This window comes from Rhodopseudomonas palustris, from assembly GCF_034479375.1.
GTDB lineage: Bacteria > Pseudomonadota > Alphaproteobacteria > Rhizobiales > Xanthobacteraceae > Rhodopseudomonas > Rhodopseudomonas palustris_M.
The window spans coordinates 2,204,534-2,221,307 of sequence record NZ_CP140155.1 but is presented as its reverse complement, the minus strand read 5'-3'; the positions used below and the strand labels follow the sequence as shown (position 1 = coordinate 2,221,307).

Here is a 16,774-nt window from a genome sequence, read left to right as displayed (position 1 = left end):
CCCGGGAGCGCAGCCGCAACTCGATGCCGCGCAGACAAAAAGAAACCGGCCGAAAATCGGCCGGTTCAGAAGACGTCGGAACGTCGAATCGAGGCGATCGATCGAATCAATCGCAGACTTCGACCGGGCGCGAACGCCAGACGCCGCGATAATCGTCCCAGAAGCGCTGGCGGACGATGCGGCAGGCCGGCTCTTCGACATAGACCGGGGCAGGGGCGCCGTAGGCCGGACGGCTGGCCGCAATCGCGCCACCGAGCAGGGCGCCGCCGATCAGGCCGCCGGCGACGCCGGCTGCGATCCGGCCGCCATCTGCCTTCGCGTCCGGAACCGCCGTCATCAGCGAGCCGGCGAGGGTCGCGACCGCAACCAGGATCGAAACAGTCTTCTTCATTTGTCTCTCCAGAGTAGCGCCGCGACCGGCGCGCGTTGATATAAACTCGCAAGGCCAACCGCACAGCACCAAAAAAGCGCAATGCCGTCAATCGTCGCAGATAGGCTGCCGATCACTGTCCCTCAAAAGCGGTCTTTTTCGGGCCACCCAGGTACGGGCCACCCAGGTACGGGCCACCCAAGTTCAGGCCACACAAGGCTTCTCCGTCCAGTCAGGACAAGGGGAAGACTGGTTAGTCGGCGCAGAAGCCCGAAGGTTCAATACTATTCGCAGACGCGCACCTGGCGGATTCGCCAGGCATAGCCGTCCCAGAAGCGCTGGCGCTGCCAGTAGCAGTCGGCGTCGTAGCCGGGTCCGACGACATAAGCCGGGGCCGGCCGATAGTAGCCGGGGCCGTATCCGTAATAGCCGGGGCCGGCGACCGCGCCGCCGACAATGGCGCCGCCGAGAAGCCCGGCGGCGAGTCCCACGCCAAAGCCGTCATGCGCCTGTGCCGGGGCCGGCGAGCCAACCGCCGCCACTCCCAGCGCCGCCGCTGCGGCCAGCACCATCAATGGTTTCCTCATGGCTTCACCCTTCGATCTCGGTCGCGACGGCTGCAAATGAAACGTCGCAGGCGAAAGGTTCCACAATACTGTTGAACGATCAATGAATGGAGGGGTCCCAGACTGGCCATGTTTCGGCTTCGATTGCCGCAATGCACACGGCGTCCTGATCCCGGTTTTCGGGCCCCAAGTCGATCGCTCCGCAGCGCGGATCAGTTTCGGTCCGCCATGACGATCAGAACATTGTCCGCGCTGAACTAACGGCTTCCGCCATCAAAGCCGTGCGGCGCAGGCGCTTGAGCGAGATCAAGACGGCTCATCGAGTTTGGAATAGCTTCAAAACAGCCGTTTTCCTTTTGCTTCGATCCTATCTCTTCACTATCGAAAGCTTGCACCGCCATCATTGGGACTGCTGAAATTCCATGATCGTCTGTTCCTGCAACGTCCTCACCGATCACGACGTCCGTAGCGCGTTGAATCCCGATGGCGGGAACGCACGCAGCGCCGGCGAGGTGCATCGCTGCCTTGGCTGCAGCCGCCAGTGCGGCCGTTGCATGCACACCATCCGGAAGATCATGAACGATACCGGCTGCCCGGCTGGACACGCGCACGCCCACGTATCCTGAACCCTGCAAACGCGTTAGGCCCCTGCAATCGCGGGGATTGCGATTCGTTGGGATTTTGATCTAGAATTATTCCAATTCTAAAGTGGAATGGCGCGCCGGGTGAAATCCCGGATTGCGCAAGTGTGCGACAGGAGAAGTCATGAAGGGCGATGCCAAGGTCATCGAATATCTCAATCGCGGTTTGCGAAGCGAGCTCACGGCCATCAGCCAGTATTGGTTGCATTATCGGTTGCTCGACAATTGGGGGCTGAAGGACCTCGCCAAGACCTGGCGCAAGGAATCGATCGAGGAGATGGAACACGCCGACAAGCTGACCGACCGGATCATTTTCCTCGACGGCTTCCCGAACATGCAGGTGCTGGACCCGTTGCGGATCGGCCAGAACGTCGAGGAAGTGCTGAACTCCGACCTGCAGGCCGAGATCGGCGCCCGCGAACTGTATCAGGAAGCGGCGACCTACTGCCACAGCGTCAAGGACTACGTGTCGCGCGACCTGTTCGAGCAGCTGATGAAGGACGAGGAGCATCACATCGATTTCCTCGAGACCCAGATCGACCTGGTCAAGCGGCTCGGCGTCCAGCTCTATCAGCAGCACCACATCGGCGAACTCGACCACGACTGATCGATAGCATCGGCGCGTATCCCGTTTCGGGGTGCGCGCCGGGCGACGTCGCCCGGATCAGGTCGTCCGGCGCGCGGGCGGCGGCGACAGCGGACAGTCCGCATAGGCCGCCTCGATCGCCGGCTCGGCGCCGGCGACCTTGAACTCCACCGAACTGATGCCGGCATTGAGCGAGCGGATCCGGACGTAGAGCCGGGTCGAACCGCGCAGATCGTCGATGAACTGCTGTAAGGCGGCGGCGTCGTCGATGACGATCACCCTGTTACCGAACAGAACTCGGGACTCGACGGCGTCGCGCCCCGGCTTGTCGTCGAAGCGGTAGCCGAGGCTGGTGTTCCGGTCGGAGCCGATCCTGAAGGCGAAAGCGATCTTCGCGATCGGACGCTTCTCGAAGCAGGTGAGTTGCAGGCTGGCGTGACGGATGGCCGAGTCGGTGCTGTTGGTCGCGCCCCAAACCCGCGTGAACGCGCCAGAGACCGGCGTGCCGGTAATCCGATCTGGCCTCTGATCGATCAGCCAGCTTCCGGACCGGGACGTCCCGGCGTCGGTGACGCATCCGGCCAGTATCGCGACTGCGCCCAATGCCGAAACCCGCAACAGGATACGCAACGAACCACGCAACGCAGCCTCCCACCCTGGTTCCATTCTGCAACCATGACGGGTAGTAAGCAAGAGGATTTGAAATCTGGTAGTATCGTCCGCGCCGCAGTCAGGCTTGCCGGCGCCGGAACGGCCAGTCAACGACGCCCGCGGCATACAAAGATGCCCAGATGATCAGCGGCTGCGCCGCCAGCCTCGGGCCGTGATACCACCAACTGCTCGGCAGCCCCGGGATGTCGATCCCGCTGATTGCGTGGTTGATATTCGCCGGCCAGACGCACAGCGCGTAGAGCGCAAACGCAACGCCGGCCCACCAACGCAGCGGCCGCGTCACCAGCGCGATCGCGCCGGCCAGTTCGCACAGTCCGGTGAGCAGGATCACCTGCGGCGCGAACGGCACCCAGTCCGGTGTCATCGCGAGCAGTTTTTCGGGCACGGCGAGATGCGCCACGCCGGCGGCGGCGAAGAACGCCGCGAGGATCCAGCGCAGCACAAGGCGCGGCAGATCGGACTGCGAGGCGTCGGAGACCGCCGGCGAGGACGACGACGTCATCCTAAGTCTTGTCCACGATCGCAGTCGCCGGTCGATCGCTGCCGGAAGCGGTCTCCTCGTGCCATTTGCCGGATTCGTCCTCGTACTGGATCACTTCGGTCGCGCCCGGCACGCGCTGCTCCTCCGCGGCCCGGCGGGCGGCGGCGGCCGCCGCGTCGTGCGTCGGATAAGGTTCCGAGAAAACGCCGTTGGCCGTGTAGGCCCAGCCGCCGTCGTGTTCGACGATCGCATAGGTGATTTTGGTCATGACGGCCTCGCTGATGAACCCCGTGAATCGTCCGACGCGATCCTGCGCGTCGATGAACCAACTGTCCCCGACCGCCGCTGTTCCGCGTCGCTCATCGCGCCGTCACCGTGACCGCTGCTTCGTTGCGGCGCAGGAAGGGGATGGTGAACGGCGCATCGTAGAACAGGCCGTAGGGCGCGCCGGCGGGCTGCCAGCGCGAATTTTCCAGTGCCGCGATCAGTTCCTGCTGGCGCACGCCGAGGTCGCGGCCGGTCCAGGTGAAGCGCAGCGTCGCGACGGTTTCTTCGGGCACCGAGACGATCTTGACGCGGTCGTCGGACGGCTTCGGCGCGGTTTCGGGCGTGAGCTTCGCCGGCAGGAAGAATCGCATCCGGATCGCGCCGTCGCTGCGCTCGGTCTGCACCGGCGCGGTCATTGCTATCTTCTCGGGCCGTGCCACGTCGACCGGCGACGTCATCGCCACGCGCTCGGGTTCGCCGGCGGCGTTGCGGTTTGCGCCGGCGATGTAGTTGAACAGCAGCGTGAAGGCGCGGCCGCCGTCGCCCTCGCGATCGAGCGCGACCTCGGCGGCGACGCGCGGCGCGTAGCGGCGGATCTCGATGTTGTCGGCGGGGCGGTCGAGCACCGTATAGGCCGGCTGCTCGTAGAGCCGCAGCCCGAATACGCCGAGAGCGGATTCGAACACCAGCACGGTGTAGTACCAGATCGCCGACATTCGTGTCCTCGCAGCATTCGAACTGCCGTCTCAGCTAATCACCAGGACGGCGATCACAAGGGCTGCAAGTCCGGAGTTCCGCGTTGCGCGCCGGGCGATCGGCGTTACCATCCGGTAACAGGCTGACAACGTTCGAGGGTCGAGAATGTGCCGGAATATCAAGACGCTGTTCAATTTCGAGCCGCCGGCGACCGAGGATGAAATCCGCGCCTCGGCGCTGCAATTCGTCCGCAAGCTGTCGGGGTTCAATACGCCGTCGCAAGCCAACGCAGCGGCGTTCGAGCGCGCGGTCGACGACGTCGCCGATGTCGCGCGGAAATTGCTGGCGTCGCTGCAGACGCAGGCCGAGCCGCGCAATCGGGAGGTCGAGGCGGAAAAGGCGAAGCAGCGCTCGCGCGAACGGTTCGGTTAGCGTCCGCGCGATGCGCACTCAATCCTTGTGCTTGCGCTTCTTCTTTTTCTTGCCGTCGGTCCGCTCGTCGTCGTCCTCGCGGTCGTCGTCGGCGGCTTGCTCCGACCCGTCGAGCGCTGCTGCGACCTCGCGCTCGGCGGCTTCGCGTTCGATCGCTTCGCGCGCTTCCGCGGCCTCGCGCTCGGCGCGTTCGCGCGCCTCCTGTTCGCGCTTCGCCTTGTAGTCCTCATAGGCGTCGAAGATCAGGTGCAGCCAGGGCATCACCTGCTCGATCGAGGGGAGGGCGCCGGCAGGGCCGGGCTCGCCGCGCGGGCCCTGATCGCCGCGCAGTCCCTGATCACCACGGGGGCCTTGCTCGCCGCGCGGGCCTTGCGGTCCGGCTTTGCCGTCGGGACCGATCGGGCCGGCCTTGCCGTCGGGACCGGGCTTGCCTTGCGGGCCCTGCGGCCCCGGCTTGCCGTCGGCGCCGGCCTTGCCCTGCGGGCCGGCCTTGCCTTGCGGACCGGGCTTGCCGACCGGCCCCGGCTTGCCGCGCGGGCCGTCCGGTCCCGGCCGCCCCGGATGTCCCTGCGGTCCGGGACGTCCCGGTTCGCCGGGCCGTCCGCGCGGTCCTTGCGGTCCCGGACGTCCACGGCGGTTGGTTTCTGCTTCGGCCACACGCGCCCCCAAAACGATTCCTGTCTCTCACCCTTAGCAGAGGTGAGGTGACGGCATCAATTCGGCGCGGCGCTGTTCCAGACCACCGGCAGATTGAGCAGGCCGCGAAACGCCCAGCCGCCGATCCGCACCGGCTGCTGCGGATCGAGCCGCAATTCCTGCAGCCGCGCGAACACGCTCGGCAGCGCGACGTCGGCGACCATCGCGCGGGAGGCGAAGGCGCCGGCGCAATAATGCGGCCCGGCGCCGAAGGCGATGCTCTTGGCGTGATCGCGGCCGACGTCGAAGATATCAGGATCGGCGAAACAGGCCTCGTCGCGATTGGCCGAGCCGAACATGAAGAACACCCGGTCCTCCGGCTCGAAATCGACGCCGCGATAATGAAACGGCTGCGCCACGCGGCGCGGCGACATCCCGATCGGCGCGATCCAGCGGGCGTATTCCTCGAACACGTCGAGCCAGCTCGCTTCGCCCGCGGCCACCCGGGCGTATTGCGACGGATGCGTCAGCAGCGCCCAGACGCAGCCCGCGATCGCGTCGCGCGGCTCGTTCTGCCCGCCGGAGATCGCGAGCTTGATGTTGGCGCGGATCGACTCCATCGCCATGCCGCCGGCGATCAGCACGCTGAGCATCGAATGGTTCGGATGCTTGCCGACGGCCGGCGCCATGTCGTCGATCGCCGCGTCGATGCCCGCGGTCGCTGCATGGCAGCGTTCCTCGACGGCTTTGTCGCCGGTGTAGTTGGCGATGCCGTCGATCATCGCCTGCGACCACGAATCCATCTCCTGGTAGCTGATATTGGTGAGGCCGGTGATGTCCTTGAGGCATTCGCCGGACAGCGGCAGCGCGAACGCCTTGACCAGATCGGCGGCGCCCTGCTGCGCGAGCTGATCGAGAATGCGGTCGGCATGGGCCTGAAACTGCGCGCGCCAGACCGCCTTCACCGTGCGCGGCGACACCGCCGGAAACAGCGCGGTGCGCTCGGCGATGTGCGCGTCGCCGTCCTTGCGCATCATGTTGTGACCCATCAGCCGGTTCATCAGCCCGGCCGGTTGATGCGACGAGAACACCTCGATGCGCTTCTCGTTGACGAAGATGTCGTCACGCCGGGTGAAGATGGTCGAGCCGAGCTGCGGCACGAAGGCGATCGGTGCCTCGGCGCGCATCTTCGCCAATGCCGGATAGGGATCGGCCCAGAACGCGGCGACGTCGATGTCGAAATGCGGGGCGTTGCTCATGCGATGATCTGCTGCAGTGCGGGAGAAGTTGCGAGGCAACTGCAAGCGTGATCAAGCGGGGCGCGGCTGTCAAACCGAAACCATGCGGCGCCGCAGCATGGTTTCGCGCGGGATTTTCGAATCTCTGTGCGTAGTTCGCTGCTACTCGGCCGCGTCGCTGCGCGGCGGCGCGGCCGACGGCGTGCTGTTGGCCGGGAGGAACACCAGGCCGTCGTCCTTGCGGCAGATGCCGTAGGTGCCGGCGCTGTTCGAGGTCAGCACGATCGCCGGCTCGCTGCAGGTTTCGCAGACCAGGCTGCCGGCCGCGTTGAAGTGGCCGGGCAGGCGGTCCTGCTTCGCAATCAGCGTGCATTCTTGCCCGAGCGGATCGATGCTCACCTTGGCGCCGCAGGAGAAACAGAACCGCGTCTCCGACTGCTGCTTGCCCTGGTCGATATTCGCCGGGATCTTGCTCGAACACACCGGGCAGTTCACCGACACCGCGCGGGTGAATTGCGAGGCGCCGGGCATCCGCAGGAAGATGTTGCCGGTGGTGGAGCGATGGGCGTGGAAGCGCTGGCCGCAATGCGGGCAGGTCGGCTTGGCGCTGTCGCCGGGCAGGCTGCCGATCTGGAATTCGACGGCCTTCTTGCAGGCCGGGCAGTTCTCGGTCTCGGTGGCGAGCTTGCGCTCCGGGGCGCGGGTGTCGGTGATATGCGCCTCGATGTGCAGCGTCTCGCGCGCGGTCAGCATCTCGATCACGTCGAACGGCAATTGCCGGCCGGTGATCTCGCCGATCTCGTGGGTGACGCCGATCAGATTGTCGATGCACTGCTCGATCTGCGCCAGATACACCGCCGAGGGCAGCGACTCGTCGCGGCCGCCCTTGATCGATTTGTGGATCTGGCTGATCGAGGTTTCGAGCTGGCGCGCCAGCACGTTGAGGTGGGCGGCGGTGCGCGCCTCGGCGGCGCGCTGGCGTACGGTCCAGACCACCGCGAGCGTGGCGAGGCTGGCGCCGAAGATCGCCGAGATCTGGCCCCAGAACCACACCCAGCCGCTCTGGGTGCCGAGCGCGAAGCCGAGCACGATCATGAACAGACCCGTGCAAGCGGCGATGGTCTCGACCGGATGGGCCGAGAACACTTTCATGAAAGCTTTGCGCAGCACCGCGAGTCCCCACATCATGGTTGCTCAGCCTATCGCCAAACAAACGCCGCCGAAAGCCGCAGCGGCGTCCCGACGCGGGTTTTACCCATCGATCATTGCTGCTGCGGGCGGACAAATCACCGCGAGCGGCGGCGCGGCTTTGACCTGCATCAAGGACGACCGCCCGCGGCGGCCGATGCGGCCTTAGCCAAGGCTCTTTCGTCATGGCCGGGCTCGACCGGAGGCCATCCGCTCGGCAAGCACCATTCCTGCCGCGCTGATGCGCGCGGCGGATGCGCGGGTCGAGCCGGTGTCGAAGCGGCTTCGGCCGCGCAGGCGGGGCGCGCCCGCACATGACGGGAGCGTCACGTGCGCGGTGTTTGCACGACGAACTAACGACCGCCCTGGAATACTGGGTCGCCCGCCTGCGCGGGCGATGACGGGAGAGAGCGGGGCGAGCGCTTCGGCCATCGCTGCGCCGTCATCCTGAGAGCCTGACCGAAAAAAAATGTGGGCCGCAAGATCAACGCCCTATCCCCGTCATTGCGAGCGAAGCGAAGCAATCCAGTGCGCCAAACACAGGAGTCTGGATTGCTTCGTCGCTTCGCTCCTCGCAAAGACGAACTTAAGTGCCTGATCTTGTTGCTGCCATTTCGAGTCGGACTCTGGGGTGCTCGCCCGCAGGGCGAGCCTCGAAGGATGCGGAGACGTGGACCGTGCGTGCGGCCCATCCTTCGAGGCTCGCTGCGCTCGCACCCCGGATCAAGTCCGGGGCAGGCTCTCAGGATGACGGAGCGCAAGTCGAGGACCTGCACCCGCTGGCATCTTCACTTATCAAACAGCCACGGCAATTCCTTCTCGCGGCTCGCTGAGCCCGAGTTGTGCACCCGTCGCTTCACAGCGAGGGGTGGGGGCGCGCCGCGTGGCGCGAAGGTGGTGAGTTCGCGATGGCTTCTTTCGAAGTCATCGCGCGACGCCTCGTCGGCGCGCCCACCTGCGGCGATTTTAGGCTGTCAGGCCCGTGCTTCCGGGGACAGGCAAGGGTAATGAAACCCCACTGATCCGGCGGATTACGCCGCCTTCACCTGCCCCCGTCCAGCGAACTAACAAGTCGCAGAGCCTCGTAGTAGGCCCGGACGGGTACCCGAAGCCTCCCGGACGCGTGCTTGCGATGCACAGCGCGCAGGACGCCGCGTCAACCCGACTTCGCTGACCAAGGTCAGCTTCGCCAGGCCATCGTTCCGGGCTGGTTTCCCAACCCGTCGATCTGTCCCGCTTGTACGACGCCTCGCGAAGCGCCCCTCACGGACAGGACGACGCGGACTATAATCATAATAGGAATTTTGTCAAGGGCCCTTCCGCCGGCACAGCACCGAATCCGAGGAGCCGGCGGAGCGCGCAGCGCGAAGCATCCTCGGGGCGCTGCGTCCGCCGGGCGTTGCGGCACCGCGCGCTCTGCTATGGTCGCGGCACGAATCGTCGCGCCGTGGCGGCGATCGTGTTTGCCGGTCGCCGATCGGCCGTCATTTGCAGGAGAGACCGATGCGTCGATTGTTTGGAGTTGCGTTCGCCCTGATGCTCGTCGCGATCGCCGGCGCCACCGCCGCGCGCGCGGCCGAGGGCCGGATCGCGCTCACCATCTTCAAGGGCGGCTGGATCATCGGCGGATCGGGCGGCTCCGGCACGCTGAGCTTCAACGGCCGCCGCTATCCGCTGTCGATCGGCGGACTGTCCTACGGCCTGGTGTTCGGCGGCTCCAAGGCCGAGCTCGTCGGCCGCGTCAGCAACATCCGCTCGCCGCGCGACGTCGCCGGGGTCTACGGCGCGGTCGGCGCCGGCGCTGCGATCGGCGTCGGCGCCCGCGCCATCGTGCTGCGCAACGAGAAGGGCGCGGTGCTCGAACTGTCCGGTCGCCAAGTAGGCCTGATCGCCGACCTCGACCTCAGCGGCCTCGCGATCGGCCTGCAATAGTCCGGCCGCGACCGGGCGCGGGCTCGCGCGGGAGGAGATGTCTGCGCGCGCGATCACCGGGGCTGTGCATGCAAGGCGGCGGGCAGGCCGGCGCAGGGGAAAACAGCTCCGCGAGTCGGGGGTCCTGCAAGGCGAGCGCGTCGTAAAGTGCGAAGACCTCTGCGGCGCGCGGCGTGCCGATCACTTCGTCACGGGCGAGGGCTCGCGCCGCCAATTCGGACGTGGCTCTCGCCGGCGGCTGATCCTGCACCATCACGGCCGGACCCTGCGGTCCGATGAAATGATGCAGCCGCACGGCGACGCGATCGGTGGCGCTGGCGCCGTCGCCCCCCGGCCCGATGATCAGATCGATTTCCGCGCCGCGCGTATCGACGTGGCCGACCGTCCAATGGACCAGATAGCTCGCCAGGTCCGCACCGGCTTTCAGGTCCGCACCGGCTTTGCTGATCATGCCCATCACCATGCGGCTGACATGGCCGCAGCAATCGCAGCGGCCAGTGGTGCGCTCGTCGAGCAGTTCGACGCAGAGGCCCTCCGCTGCGGTGCTCATCGCGGCGCTCCGGAGCGGGCGTCGTCGCAATCGAGGCCGAATTGTTCGCGGGCGAGGCGGCGATCCTCCGGCACCGAGGCCGTCATGGCGCACAGCGTCGCGTTGCCGATCATCCGGTCGCCTTCGAGGTAGAGCCAGTCGGCGATCTCGTCGCGCTTGAAGACCAGGTAGCCGCCGCGTTTCAGGTTCGGCACCAGCCGCGGCTCGTTGTCGACCACGCCGATGAAGTCATCGTTCTGGTTGGCGAAGCGCGTGACCCACAGGAATTCGCTGCGGCCGTCGGCGAGCCCGACCTCCACCTTCAGCGCAAAGTTGCGCTGATTGATCCGCGGGCGCGCGGCCTTGGCGAGGAAGTCGGGCAGGGTGGCGCGGGCCTTGGCGATCGCCGCCCGCATCGCCGGGTCGTCGTCCGGCACGAAGTGAAGGTCGTCGCGCTCGACCCGATCGAGCAAGGAGTCCGCCCCGGCGGGCGCTGGAGCCGAGAGGAACAACGCCATCACCGTCAGCGCCATCACCGTCAGCTCAATGACCTTCAGCAGAATGACCTTCAGCAGAATGACTTTCAGCAGAATGACTTTGAGCGCAAATGCCCGGCGCATCCCGGCGCCCTCCTGAAATACGCAACACCCAAATTCGCTCGACCAATGGCTGCAATAATGTTCCCGTTATGTTCCTTTCGTCAAGTCAGTGTCCCGCCGGACAGTTCGGCCGCGCCCGGTTGCCTCGCCGGCGGTTGCTGGCTACAGCAAGTCGCAATCACAGGCAGGGTGGAGCGTTCATGAGCGACAAGGTGATCATCGCCGGCGGCGGCATCGGCGGGCTGGCGACGGCGCTGACGCTGCATCAGATCGGCGTGCCCTGCGTGGTCTATGAGGCCGCGCGCGAGATGCGGCCGCTCGGCGTCGGCATCAATCTGCAGCCCAATGCGGTGCGCGAACTCGGCGACCTCGGCATCGGCGGCGCCGCGCTCGACCGCGTCGGCCTGCCGGCGAAGGAATGGGCGCTGGTCGGGCTCAACGGGAACGACATCTATGCCGAGCCGCGCGGCCAGCTCGCCGGCTATGCCTGGCCGCAATACGCCGTGCATCGCGGCGCCTTTCACATGCTGCTGCACGACGAGGTGGTGAAGCGGCTCGGCGCCGATGCTGTGCGGCTCGGCCGCCGCGTCGCGGGCTACGCCGAGACCGCGGGCGGCGTCTCGGCGCGGATCGAGCACGTCGACGGCACCACGTCGGAGGATCATGGCGCGCTGCTGATCGGCTCCGACGGCATTCACTCCGCCATTCGCGCGCAGATGCATCCGGACCAGCCGCCGATCCATTGGGGCGGCGCGGTGATGTGGCGCGGCACCACCTGGGGCAAGCCGACCCGCACCGGCGCGTCGTTCATCGGCCTCGGCACTCACAAGCAGCGTGTGGTGATCTATCCGATCTCGCATCCGGATCCTTCGACCGGGCTGTCGATGATCAACTGGATCGCCGAAGTGACGCTCGACAATTCCGAGGGCTGGAAGCAGCAGGGCTGGTTTCGGCAGGTGCCGACCGCCGACTTCGCGCATCATTTCGACGGCTGGGTGTGGGACTGGCTCGACGTGCCGGCGCTGATCCGCGAGTCGACGAGCGCGTTCGAGAATCCGATGATCGACCGCGACCCGGTCGCCACCTGGCGCGACGGCCGCGTGCTGCTGCTCGGCGACGCCGCGCATGCGATGTATCCGACCGGCTCCAACGGCGGCAGCCAGGCGATCATCGACGCCCGCGAGCTCGGCGCCGCGATGGTCGAACACGGCGCGACCGAAGCCGCGCTGGCGGCGTTCGATACCAAGATGTGCGGCCCGATCTCGCAACTGATCCTGCGCAACCGCGGCGCCGGCCCGTTCGGGCTGCTCAACCTGGTCGACGAGCGCTGCGGCGGCACCTTCGACGATATCGACGAGGTGATTCCAGCGGAGGAACGCGCGGCCTTCATGGCGGGATACAAGGCCGCGGCCGGGTTCGCGATCGAGAAGCTGAACGCTGCGCCGCCGACGATCGCGAAGGGCGCGAAGGTGAAGGAAGCGGTCGGGGTGTAGCGACGAGCGAGTCGCTCGCAAGCCCGTAGCAAGCCTGTAGCCTGCATGAAGCGCAGCGATATGCGGGGACCGCCGAGCGTCGACGGTGGTTGCATTGACGTTGCAGCGGATGACGCTTCGTTCATCCGCCTACGCGGTTAGCCCGTAGCCCGCATGAGCGTAGCGATATGCGGGGTCTGCCTCAAAGCAAGAACCCGGGTGTCGCTTCGCTCACCCGGGCTGCACCTTCCGACCAGCTGATAGTTACCGGCTCGACGTGTTCGCTTCATCCTGGCCCGCGCTCTGGTCATCGCGATCCGCCGCCGCTTCTGCGCCCGGGGCCACTTGCGCCAGTCCCGGCCGACGGCCGTTGACGCGAAACAACGTATGCACCTTGCTACCAACCGTCGCGCAGCCGCCGCGCATGTTCGGCATGATCAGAAGCGCTTCACTCATCGTCTGCTCCTCGTTGCTGTCGAGGCGATAATTAAAATGCAAGCAATCGGTTCGGTGTCGCTGCGGGCTTGGTTAACAACTCGTCAAGCGAATGCGGACGGCAGGGACGGCGGCCGGACACCAGCCGCGTCCGGCCAGCTTGCTCCGGGCGATCACTCGCAATCGATGCCGTATCTGGCGCGGAACGCGGCGCGCTGATCCGCCGGCTCGCGCGCGATCAGCACGCAGGCGGTGAAATTTCCGATCACGCGATCGTCCTGCTTGTAGGACCAGTCGGCGATGTCCTTGCGTTCGAAGGCGAGGCGGTCGCCGTATTTCAGATTGGCGATGTTGCGCGGGATGTTGACGACGCGTCCGATGAAACCGTCGCCGTCGCGAACGAACGGGCGCAGCCAGAGAAACTCGCTGCCGTCGCGGAGCGGCACTTTCACCTTGATCGAGAAGTCGCGCTGATTGCCGGCCGGATGATCGGCGCGGGCGAGAAAATCGTCGAGCCCGGCGCGCGCTTTGGCGATCGCCGCGGCCATCTCCGGATCGCCGTGCTGGACGCGGGCGATCTCGTCGCGCGCGGCCTTGTCGATCAGCGACTGCGCCCGGCTGGGCGCGACGAATAACGCAACCAACGAAATCACGACCCACAGCAACATCGCGGCCTCCAAAAGAACTTCGTTTGAAACCTTGCCAGGCTATGTGTTCATGATATGTTCCAATTGTCAAGAAAAGCGAGTAGTTAAGAAATTTACCGTTTTGCGGGTGTCGCCGACGTCATCGCTCGGCGGCAGGCCGCGCATCGCCGGACCGCTGTCGCGCGCCGCCGATGCGGATCAGGAGCAACCGACATGTCGATGGAAATCTACGTGTTCTCGGACCAGAGACTGACCGCGATCGAGGACTGGCAGCAGGCGCTCGACCGCCGCGGCGCGCCGCTGCGTCTCTCCGCCGCCCGGCCGTTCGCGGAACTGAGCGGCGCGCTGCCGGCGGTGCTGCGCGATCGCCCGACGGCGTTCGAATGCGATCATTTCGACGCCGCTGAACTGATGGACGAGGCGGAGGACGTGGCGTTCGACCATCGCTGGCGCCACGCGCTGGCGTTCCGCTGGGGCGCAGATCTGGCGGCCGGCGAGGCCGCCTTTCTGGCCGCGGCCGCCTACGCCGCCACCACCGGCGGCTGCATCCTCGACGGCCAGGAGGGCGCGCTGATCTCGCCGGAGCGCGCGACGGACATCGCCGCCGAGTTCGAGAAGAGCGGACCGATGATCGAGGAGGTGATCCGTCGGACGCAACAACGCTTCGGCGGGCCGTGAGAGCGTCGCGTCGTAGCCCGCGTGAACGAAGCGAACGCGCGGGCAGGCGCGGGCGGTGTGGAGTTTGCGCAGCACCGCAACGGCATCGCACGGAAACAATCCAGGCCGTCGCATCGGCTGAGGCCGGCGGCGATGCTCGCATCCTCGTCGCGCTCGGCCCCGCCGCCGCGCTCTCGCTGGCGTTCAAGGGCCTCGGCGAGGACGAAGCCCTGACCACGGCGAAGAGCTTCGACTGGAAGGCGATGCGGGCGGCGGTGAAGTAGCGGGAGACGTAGGGCGGGTTAGCCGAAGGCGTAACCCGCCATCTGCGCACGAGGTGGCCGATGCCGAACTACCGTCGTGCCTTCGTGCCGGGCGCTAATCCGCCCTACGGGCTGGGCCGGGCGTAGCAATCGTGTAGGATGGGTTGAGCTCTTGCGAAACCCATCGCCGCACATTGAGCCTTCGATGACGAATTATCGGCGCAACGCCATCGCCGGCGGCCGCTTCTTCTTCACCGTCAATCTCGCGGAGCGCCGGCTGCGGTTGCTGACCGATCACATCGACCTGTTGCGCGGAGCGTTCCGCCACACGCGGCAGCACCATCCGTTCGGGATCGACGCGATCGTGATCTTGCCCGACCACCTCCATGCGGTCTGGACGCTCCCCGATGGCGATCGCGATTTCGCCATGCGCTGGCGGCTGATCAAGGCCACGTTTTCGCGCGGCCTGCCGGCGGGCGAACGGATTTCCGAAAGCCGCGCGCGCAAAGCCGAACGCGGCATCTGGCAGCGGCGCTATTGGGAGCATACGCTGCGCGACGACGACGATGTCGCGCGGCATATCGATTACATTCATTACAACCCGGTGAAACATGGCCACGTCGCCCGCGTCGCGGACTGGCCGCATTCCTCGTTTCATCGCATGGTCGGGTGCGGTGTCTATCCGATCGATTGGGCCGGCGACATGGACGCCCCAAGCGACGCGTTCGGCGAACGAGCGCCGTAGGATGGGTTGAGCCCTTCGCGAAACCCATCATGATGTGCAGCGATCGGGGCGATGGGTTTCGCAAGAGCTCAACCCATCCTACGGGCTGGACGCTCCCCGATGGCGATCGCGATTTCGCCACGCGCTGGCGGCTGATCAAGGCCGCGTTTTCACGCGGCCTGCCGACGGGCGAACGGATTTCCGAAAGCCGCGCGCGCAAAGCCGAACGCGGCATCTGGCAGCGGCGCTATTGGGAGCATACGCTGCGCGACGACGACGATGTCGCGCGGCATATCGACTACATTCATTTCAACCCTGTGAAACATGGCCACGTCGCCCGCGTCGCGGACTGGCCGCATTCCTCGTTCCACCGTCTGGTGGCGCGCGGCGTCTATCCGATCGATTGGGCCGGCGACATGGACGCCCCAAGCGATGCGTTCGGCGAACGAGCGCCGTAGGATGGGTTGAGCCCTTCGCGAAACCCTTAATGATGTGCAACGATCGGGGCGATGGGTTTCGCAAGAGCTCAACCCATCCTACGGGCTGTGAAGCACGGCCTGGTCGGTCGAGTTCAGATTGGCCGTATTCGTCGTTTCATCGCGACGTCCGACGCGGGGTGTTTCCGCTCGATTGGGCGGGCAATGCGGTGCCGAAGGTGAGTTCGGCGAAGCCTAGCGTCGCTCGACCGTAGGGCGGGTTAGCCGAAGGCGTAACCCGCCGGGCCAAACGCACCGCTTGCTTCGGCGCAATGGCGGATTACGCTTCGCCAATCCGCCCTATGGACTCTGGCGTCGTTCCGCTGCAATTCGAAAATGCGCCCTTCCGCAAGGCAGAAAACCAAGGCAGAGAATGTGAGTATCGATCAAGGAATAGCGCTTCTTTCAAGTATTGGCGCATGCATGGCTGCAATCGCGACATTTTTGACCGTGCTCCAGATTTCGAAGCAACGCAGAGCATCATATCGACCTGAGCTCGTGCTGTCGCGAACGCCTTTTGAAGGTGGAACGGCCGAAGCAGCTAATTGTCGTTTGCCGGACCTCTGGAATGCGCAACGGCAAGATAACGAAGCCGATGAGAAGGCCAAGCCTGCGAGAGATTGGTCCTTCCTTGCTGTGCCTCTAGCGAATATAGGGTTGGGAGCAGCAAGGGGCGTCAATGTGTCCTGGAGTTTTCCAATCGAAGATCTTGCTGATCAGCTAAATAAGCGCGCGCAGCAGACGCTCACTCCGGCATATTTCACATTTGTCAACGGGGTGTTCTCGTTGAAGTCGGAAAGACTCGGAAATTGGACGTCACTCTGGTTGAATCAAAAGAGTGAGCATGTGGACTTTGTCGTGCCCATCGCAATTCAGCGGGACCTCTTAATGCTGAAGATCCCGCATGCATATGTTGCGGGTGTTTCGGCATTGCTGGTTTTGGGAGTTGATCAAAAGGATAGTTCGTTTCCAGATATTCCAAGCTTGTGTGTCGAACTAGAGTATTCCGATATCGCAAATGAAAGGTACAGCAGTTCCTTCGAGATTGAATTCCACTTGGTGATGATTGGCGACAAGGGGCAGACCATCCGCGGCTACCTTGAGCCGAGAAAAAGAGAGTAGTAGCCCGTAGGGCGGATTAGCGCAGCGTAATCCGCCGACTGATCGCGCGGAAGAGGCGGGTTACGCCTTCGGCTAAGCCGCCCTATAGGTGTCATTAACAAAACAGCCGGGCTCTCGCCCGGCCGCTTCGTCTCGGATGGATGCC

The 16,774-nt window shown here is 65.4% G+C and carries 22 protein-coding genes and 1 pseudogene; 9 read left to right on the top strand and 14 right to left on the bottom strand.

The window, feature by feature from the left end; all coding sequences use genetic code 11:
* Positions 1-106 precede the first annotated feature (106 nt).
* The 3 genes from SR870_RS10040 to SR870_RS10030 all read right to left on the bottom strand — a co-directional run bounded on the left by SR870_RS10040 (position 107) and on the right by SR870_RS10030 (position 1,340).
* Positions 107-391: a hypothetical protein gene (locus SR870_RS10040; RefSeq protein ID WP_322517819.1), complete on the bottom strand. Its 285-nt coding sequence runs from the start codon at positions 389-391 to the stop codon at positions 107-109.
* A 263-nt stretch (positions 392-654) separates the two neighbouring features.
* The gene (locus SR870_RS10035; RefSeq protein WP_322517818.1) at positions 655-957 is read right to left on the bottom strand and encodes a hypothetical protein; all 303 of its coding nucleotides are present in this window, start codon (positions 955-957) and stop codon (positions 655-657) included.
* 236 nt (positions 958-1,193) lie between these two features.
* Positions 1,194-1,340, bottom strand: coding sequence for a hypothetical protein (locus SR870_RS10030; RefSeq protein WP_322517817.1), 147 nt, complete (start codon positions 1,338-1,340; stop codon positions 1,194-1,196).
* A gap of 18 nt (positions 1,341-1,358) precedes the next feature.
* Here SR870_RS10030 and SR870_RS10025 point away from each other — a divergent pair, with 18 nt between their 5' ends.
* Positions 1,359-1,562 carry a (2Fe-2S)-binding protein gene (locus SR870_RS10025; RefSeq protein WP_322517816.1) on the top strand — a complete coding sequence of 68 codons (204 nt, stop codon included), beginning with the start codon at positions 1,359-1,361 and terminating at the stop codon, positions 1,560-1,562.
* Positions 1,563-1,701: 139 nt separating this feature from the next.
* On the top strand, positions 1,702-2,184 hold the full coding sequence (gene bfr / locus SR870_RS10020; RefSeq protein WP_322517815.1) for a bacterioferritin: 483 nt from the start codon (positions 1,702-1,704) through the stop codon (positions 2,182-2,184).
* A 57-nt stretch (positions 2,185-2,241) separates the two neighbouring features.
* Here bfr and SR870_RS10015 read toward each other — a convergent pair whose 3' ends face one another.
* The 4 genes from SR870_RS10015 to SR870_RS10000 form a co-directional block, all read right to left on the bottom strand.
* On the bottom strand, positions 2,242-2,925 hold the full coding sequence (locus SR870_RS10015) for a hypothetical protein (RefSeq protein ID WP_322517814.1): 684 nt from the start codon (positions 2,923-2,925) through the stop codon (positions 2,242-2,244).
* Positions 2,894-3,337 carry a DoxX family protein gene (locus tag SR870_RS10010; RefSeq protein WP_322517813.1) on the bottom strand — a complete coding sequence of 148 codons (444 nt, stop codon included), beginning with the start codon at positions 3,335-3,337 and terminating at the stop codon, positions 2,894-2,896. The genes SR870_RS10015 and SR870_RS10010 overlap by 32 nt, the downstream gene beginning before the upstream one ends.
* Before the next feature lies 1 nt (position 3,338).
* Positions 3,339-3,584, bottom strand: coding sequence for a DUF2188 domain-containing protein (locus tag SR870_RS10005; RefSeq protein WP_322517812.1), 246 nt, complete (start codon positions 3,582-3,584; stop codon positions 3,339-3,341).
* A gap of 91 nt (positions 3,585-3,675) precedes the next feature.
* Positions 3,676-4,299, bottom strand: a complete 624-nt coding sequence (locus SR870_RS10000; RefSeq protein WP_322517811.1) for a heme-binding protein — start codon at positions 4,297-4,299, stop codon at positions 3,676-3,678.
* A gap of 145 nt (positions 4,300-4,444) precedes the next feature.
* Here SR870_RS10000 and SR870_RS09995 point away from each other — a divergent pair, with 145 nt between their 5' ends.
* Positions 4,445-4,711: a DUF2277 domain-containing protein gene (locus tag SR870_RS09995; RefSeq protein ID WP_322517810.1), complete on the top strand. Its 267-nt coding sequence runs from the start codon at positions 4,445-4,447 to the stop codon at positions 4,709-4,711.
* Between the two features lie 18 nt (positions 4,712-4,729).
* Here SR870_RS09995 and SR870_RS09990 read toward each other — a convergent pair whose 3' ends face one another.
* From SR870_RS09990 to SR870_RS09980, 3 genes are all read right to left on the bottom strand, one after another.
* Positions 4,730-5,368 carry a collagen-like protein gene (locus SR870_RS09990; RefSeq protein WP_322517809.1) on the bottom strand — a complete coding sequence of 213 codons (639 nt, stop codon included), beginning with the start codon at positions 5,366-5,368 and terminating at the stop codon, positions 4,730-4,732.
* Between the two features lie 56 nt (positions 5,369-5,424).
* A complete protein-coding gene (locus tag SR870_RS09985) occupies positions 5,425-6,606 on the bottom strand; it encodes a cytochrome P450 (protein WP_322517808.1) in 1,182 nt (393 codons plus the stop codon).
* Positions 6,607-6,747: 141 nt separating this feature from the next.
* On the bottom strand, positions 6,748-7,773 hold the full coding sequence (locus SR870_RS09980; RefSeq protein ID WP_416221145.1) for a hypothetical protein: 1,026 nt from the start codon (positions 7,771-7,773) through the stop codon (positions 6,748-6,750).
* A 1,503-nt stretch (positions 7,774-9,276) separates the two neighbouring features.
* Between SR870_RS09980 and SR870_RS09975 the strand changes: the two genes are divergently transcribed.
* Entirely contained in the window at positions 9,277-9,705 is a 429-nt protein-coding gene (locus tag SR870_RS09975; RefSeq protein ID WP_322517807.1) for a hypothetical protein, read from the top strand.
* Here the strand turns inward: SR870_RS09975 and SR870_RS09970 are convergent.
* Entirely contained in the window at positions 9,677-10,255 is a 579-nt protein-coding gene (locus SR870_RS09970; protein WP_322517806.1) for a hypothetical protein, read from the bottom strand. The two genes, SR870_RS09975 and SR870_RS09970, sit on opposite strands and share 29 nt — an antisense overlap.
* Complete coding sequence (locus SR870_RS09965; RefSeq protein ID WP_322517805.1) at positions 10,252-10,854, bottom strand: YegJ family protein; 603 nt, start codon at positions 10,852-10,854, stop codon at positions 10,252-10,254. Before SR870_RS09965 ends, SR870_RS09970 begins: the two co-directional genes overlap by 4 nt.
* Positions 10,855-11,033: 179 nt before the next feature.
* Here SR870_RS09965 and SR870_RS09960 point away from each other — a divergent pair, with 179 nt between their 5' ends.
* Positions 11,034-12,326, top strand: a complete 1,293-nt coding sequence (locus SR870_RS09960) for a flavin-dependent oxidoreductase (protein ID WP_322517804.1) — start codon at positions 11,034-11,036, stop codon at positions 12,324-12,326.
* 243 nt (positions 12,327-12,569) lie between these two features.
* Here SR870_RS09960 and SR870_RS09955 read toward each other — a convergent pair whose 3' ends face one another.
* Positions 12,570-12,761, bottom strand: coding sequence for a hypothetical protein (locus tag SR870_RS09955; protein ID WP_322517803.1), 192 nt, complete (start codon positions 12,759-12,761; stop codon positions 12,570-12,572).
* 152 nt (positions 12,762-12,913) lie between these two features.
* Entirely contained in the window at positions 12,914-13,408 is a 495-nt protein-coding gene (locus tag SR870_RS09950) for a DUF2314 domain-containing protein (RefSeq protein ID WP_322517802.1), read from the bottom strand.
* A 192-nt stretch (positions 13,409-13,600) separates the two neighbouring features.
* On the opposite strand from SR870_RS09950, the gene SR870_RS09945 reads away from it, so the two are divergent.
* The 4 genes and pseudogenes from SR870_RS09945 to SR870_RS09925 all read left to right on the top strand — a co-directional run bounded on the left by SR870_RS09945 (position 13,601) and on the right by SR870_RS09925 (position 16,629).
* Positions 13,601-14,065 (top strand): hypothetical protein, encoded by a 465-nt coding sequence (locus tag SR870_RS09945; RefSeq protein WP_322517801.1) that lies wholly within the window; start codon positions 13,601-13,603, stop codon positions 14,063-14,065.
* 447 nt (positions 14,066-14,512) lie between these two features.
* Positions 14,513-15,052, top strand: a complete 540-nt coding sequence (locus tag SR870_RS09940) for an REP-associated tyrosine transposase (protein ID WP_322517800.1) — start codon at positions 14,513-14,515, stop codon at positions 15,050-15,052.
* An 86-nt stretch (positions 15,053-15,138) separates the two neighbouring features.
* Positions 15,139-15,489: pseudogene (locus tag SR870_RS09935) on the top strand (REP-associated tyrosine transposase); the annotation flags it as partial.
* Positions 15,490-15,882: 393 nt separating this feature from the next.
* A complete protein-coding gene (locus SR870_RS09925) occupies positions 15,883-16,629 on the top strand; it encodes a hypothetical protein (RefSeq protein ID WP_322517799.1) in 747 nt (248 codons plus the stop codon).
* Positions 16,630-16,774 lie beyond the last annotated feature (145 nt).

What these genes read in the sequence shown, in the direction of transcription:
- SR870_RS10040 (WP_322517819.1), bottom strand. Translation starts at nt 391, where the DNA reads ATGAAGAAGACTGTTTCGATCCTGGTTGCGGTCGCGACCCTCGCCGGC.
- SR870_RS10035 (WP_322517818.1), bottom strand. Translation starts at nt 957, where the DNA reads ATGAGGAAACCATTGATGGTGCTGGCCGCAGCGGCGGCGCTGGGAGTG.
- SR870_RS10030 (WP_322517817.1), bottom strand. Translation starts at nt 1,340, where the DNA reads ATGATGGCGGTGCAAGCTTTCGATAGTGAAGAGATAGGATCGAAGCAA.
- SR870_RS10025 (WP_322517816.1), top strand. Translation starts at nt 1,359, where the DNA reads ATGATCGTCTGTTCCTGCAACGTCCTCACCGATCACGACGTCCGTAGC.
- bfr (WP_322517815.1), top strand. Translation starts at nt 1,702, where the DNA reads ATGAAGGGCGATGCCAAGGTCATCGAATATCTCAATCGCGGTTTGCGA.
- SR870_RS10010 (WP_322517813.1), bottom strand. Translation starts at nt 3,337, where the DNA reads ATGACGTCGTCGTCCTCGCCGGCGGTCTCCGACGCCTCGCAGTCCGAT.
- SR870_RS10005 (WP_322517812.1), bottom strand. Translation starts at nt 3,584, where the DNA reads ATGACCAAAATCACCTATGCGATCGTCGAACACGACGGCGGCTGGGCC.
- SR870_RS10000 (WP_322517811.1), bottom strand. Translation starts at nt 4,299, where the DNA reads ATGTCGGCGATCTGGTACTACACCGTGCTGGTGTTCGAATCCGCTCTC.
- SR870_RS09995 (WP_322517810.1), top strand. Translation starts at nt 4,445, where the DNA reads ATGTGCCGGAATATCAAGACGCTGTTCAATTTCGAGCCGCCGGCGACC.
- SR870_RS09985 (WP_322517808.1), bottom strand. Translation starts at nt 6,606, where the DNA reads ATGAGCAACGCCCCGCATTTCGACATCGACGTCGCCGCGTTCTGGGCC.
- SR870_RS09980 (WP_416221145.1), bottom strand. Translation starts at nt 7,773, where the DNA reads ATGATGTGGGGACTCGCGGTGCTGCGCAAAGCTTTCATGAAAGTGTTC.
- SR870_RS09975 (WP_322517807.1), top strand. Translation starts at nt 9,277, where the DNA reads ATGCGTCGATTGTTTGGAGTTGCGTTCGCCCTGATGCTCGTCGCGATC.
- SR870_RS09970 (WP_322517806.1), bottom strand. Translation starts at nt 10,255, where the DNA reads ATGAGCACCGCAGCGGAGGGCCTCTGCGTCGAACTGCTCGACGAGCGC.
- SR870_RS09965 (WP_322517805.1), bottom strand. Translation starts at nt 10,854, where the DNA reads ATGCGCCGGGCATTTGCGCTCAAAGTCATTCTGCTGAAAGTCATTCTG.
- SR870_RS09960 (WP_322517804.1), top strand. Translation starts at nt 11,034, where the DNA reads ATGAGCGACAAGGTGATCATCGCCGGCGGCGGCATCGGCGGGCTGGCG.
- SR870_RS09955 (WP_322517803.1), bottom strand. Translation starts at nt 12,761, where the DNA reads ATGAGTGAAGCGCTTCTGATCATGCCGAACATGCGCGGCGGCTGCGCG.
- SR870_RS09950 (WP_322517802.1), bottom strand. Translation starts at nt 13,408, where the DNA reads ATGTTGCTGTGGGTCGTGATTTCGTTGGTTGCGTTATTCGTCGCGCCC.
- SR870_RS09945 (WP_322517801.1), top strand. Translation starts at nt 13,601, where the DNA reads ATGTCGATGGAAATCTACGTGTTCTCGGACCAGAGACTGACCGCGATC.
- SR870_RS09940 (WP_322517800.1), top strand. Translation starts at nt 14,513, where the DNA reads ATGACGAATTATCGGCGCAACGCCATCGCCGGCGGCCGCTTCTTCTTC.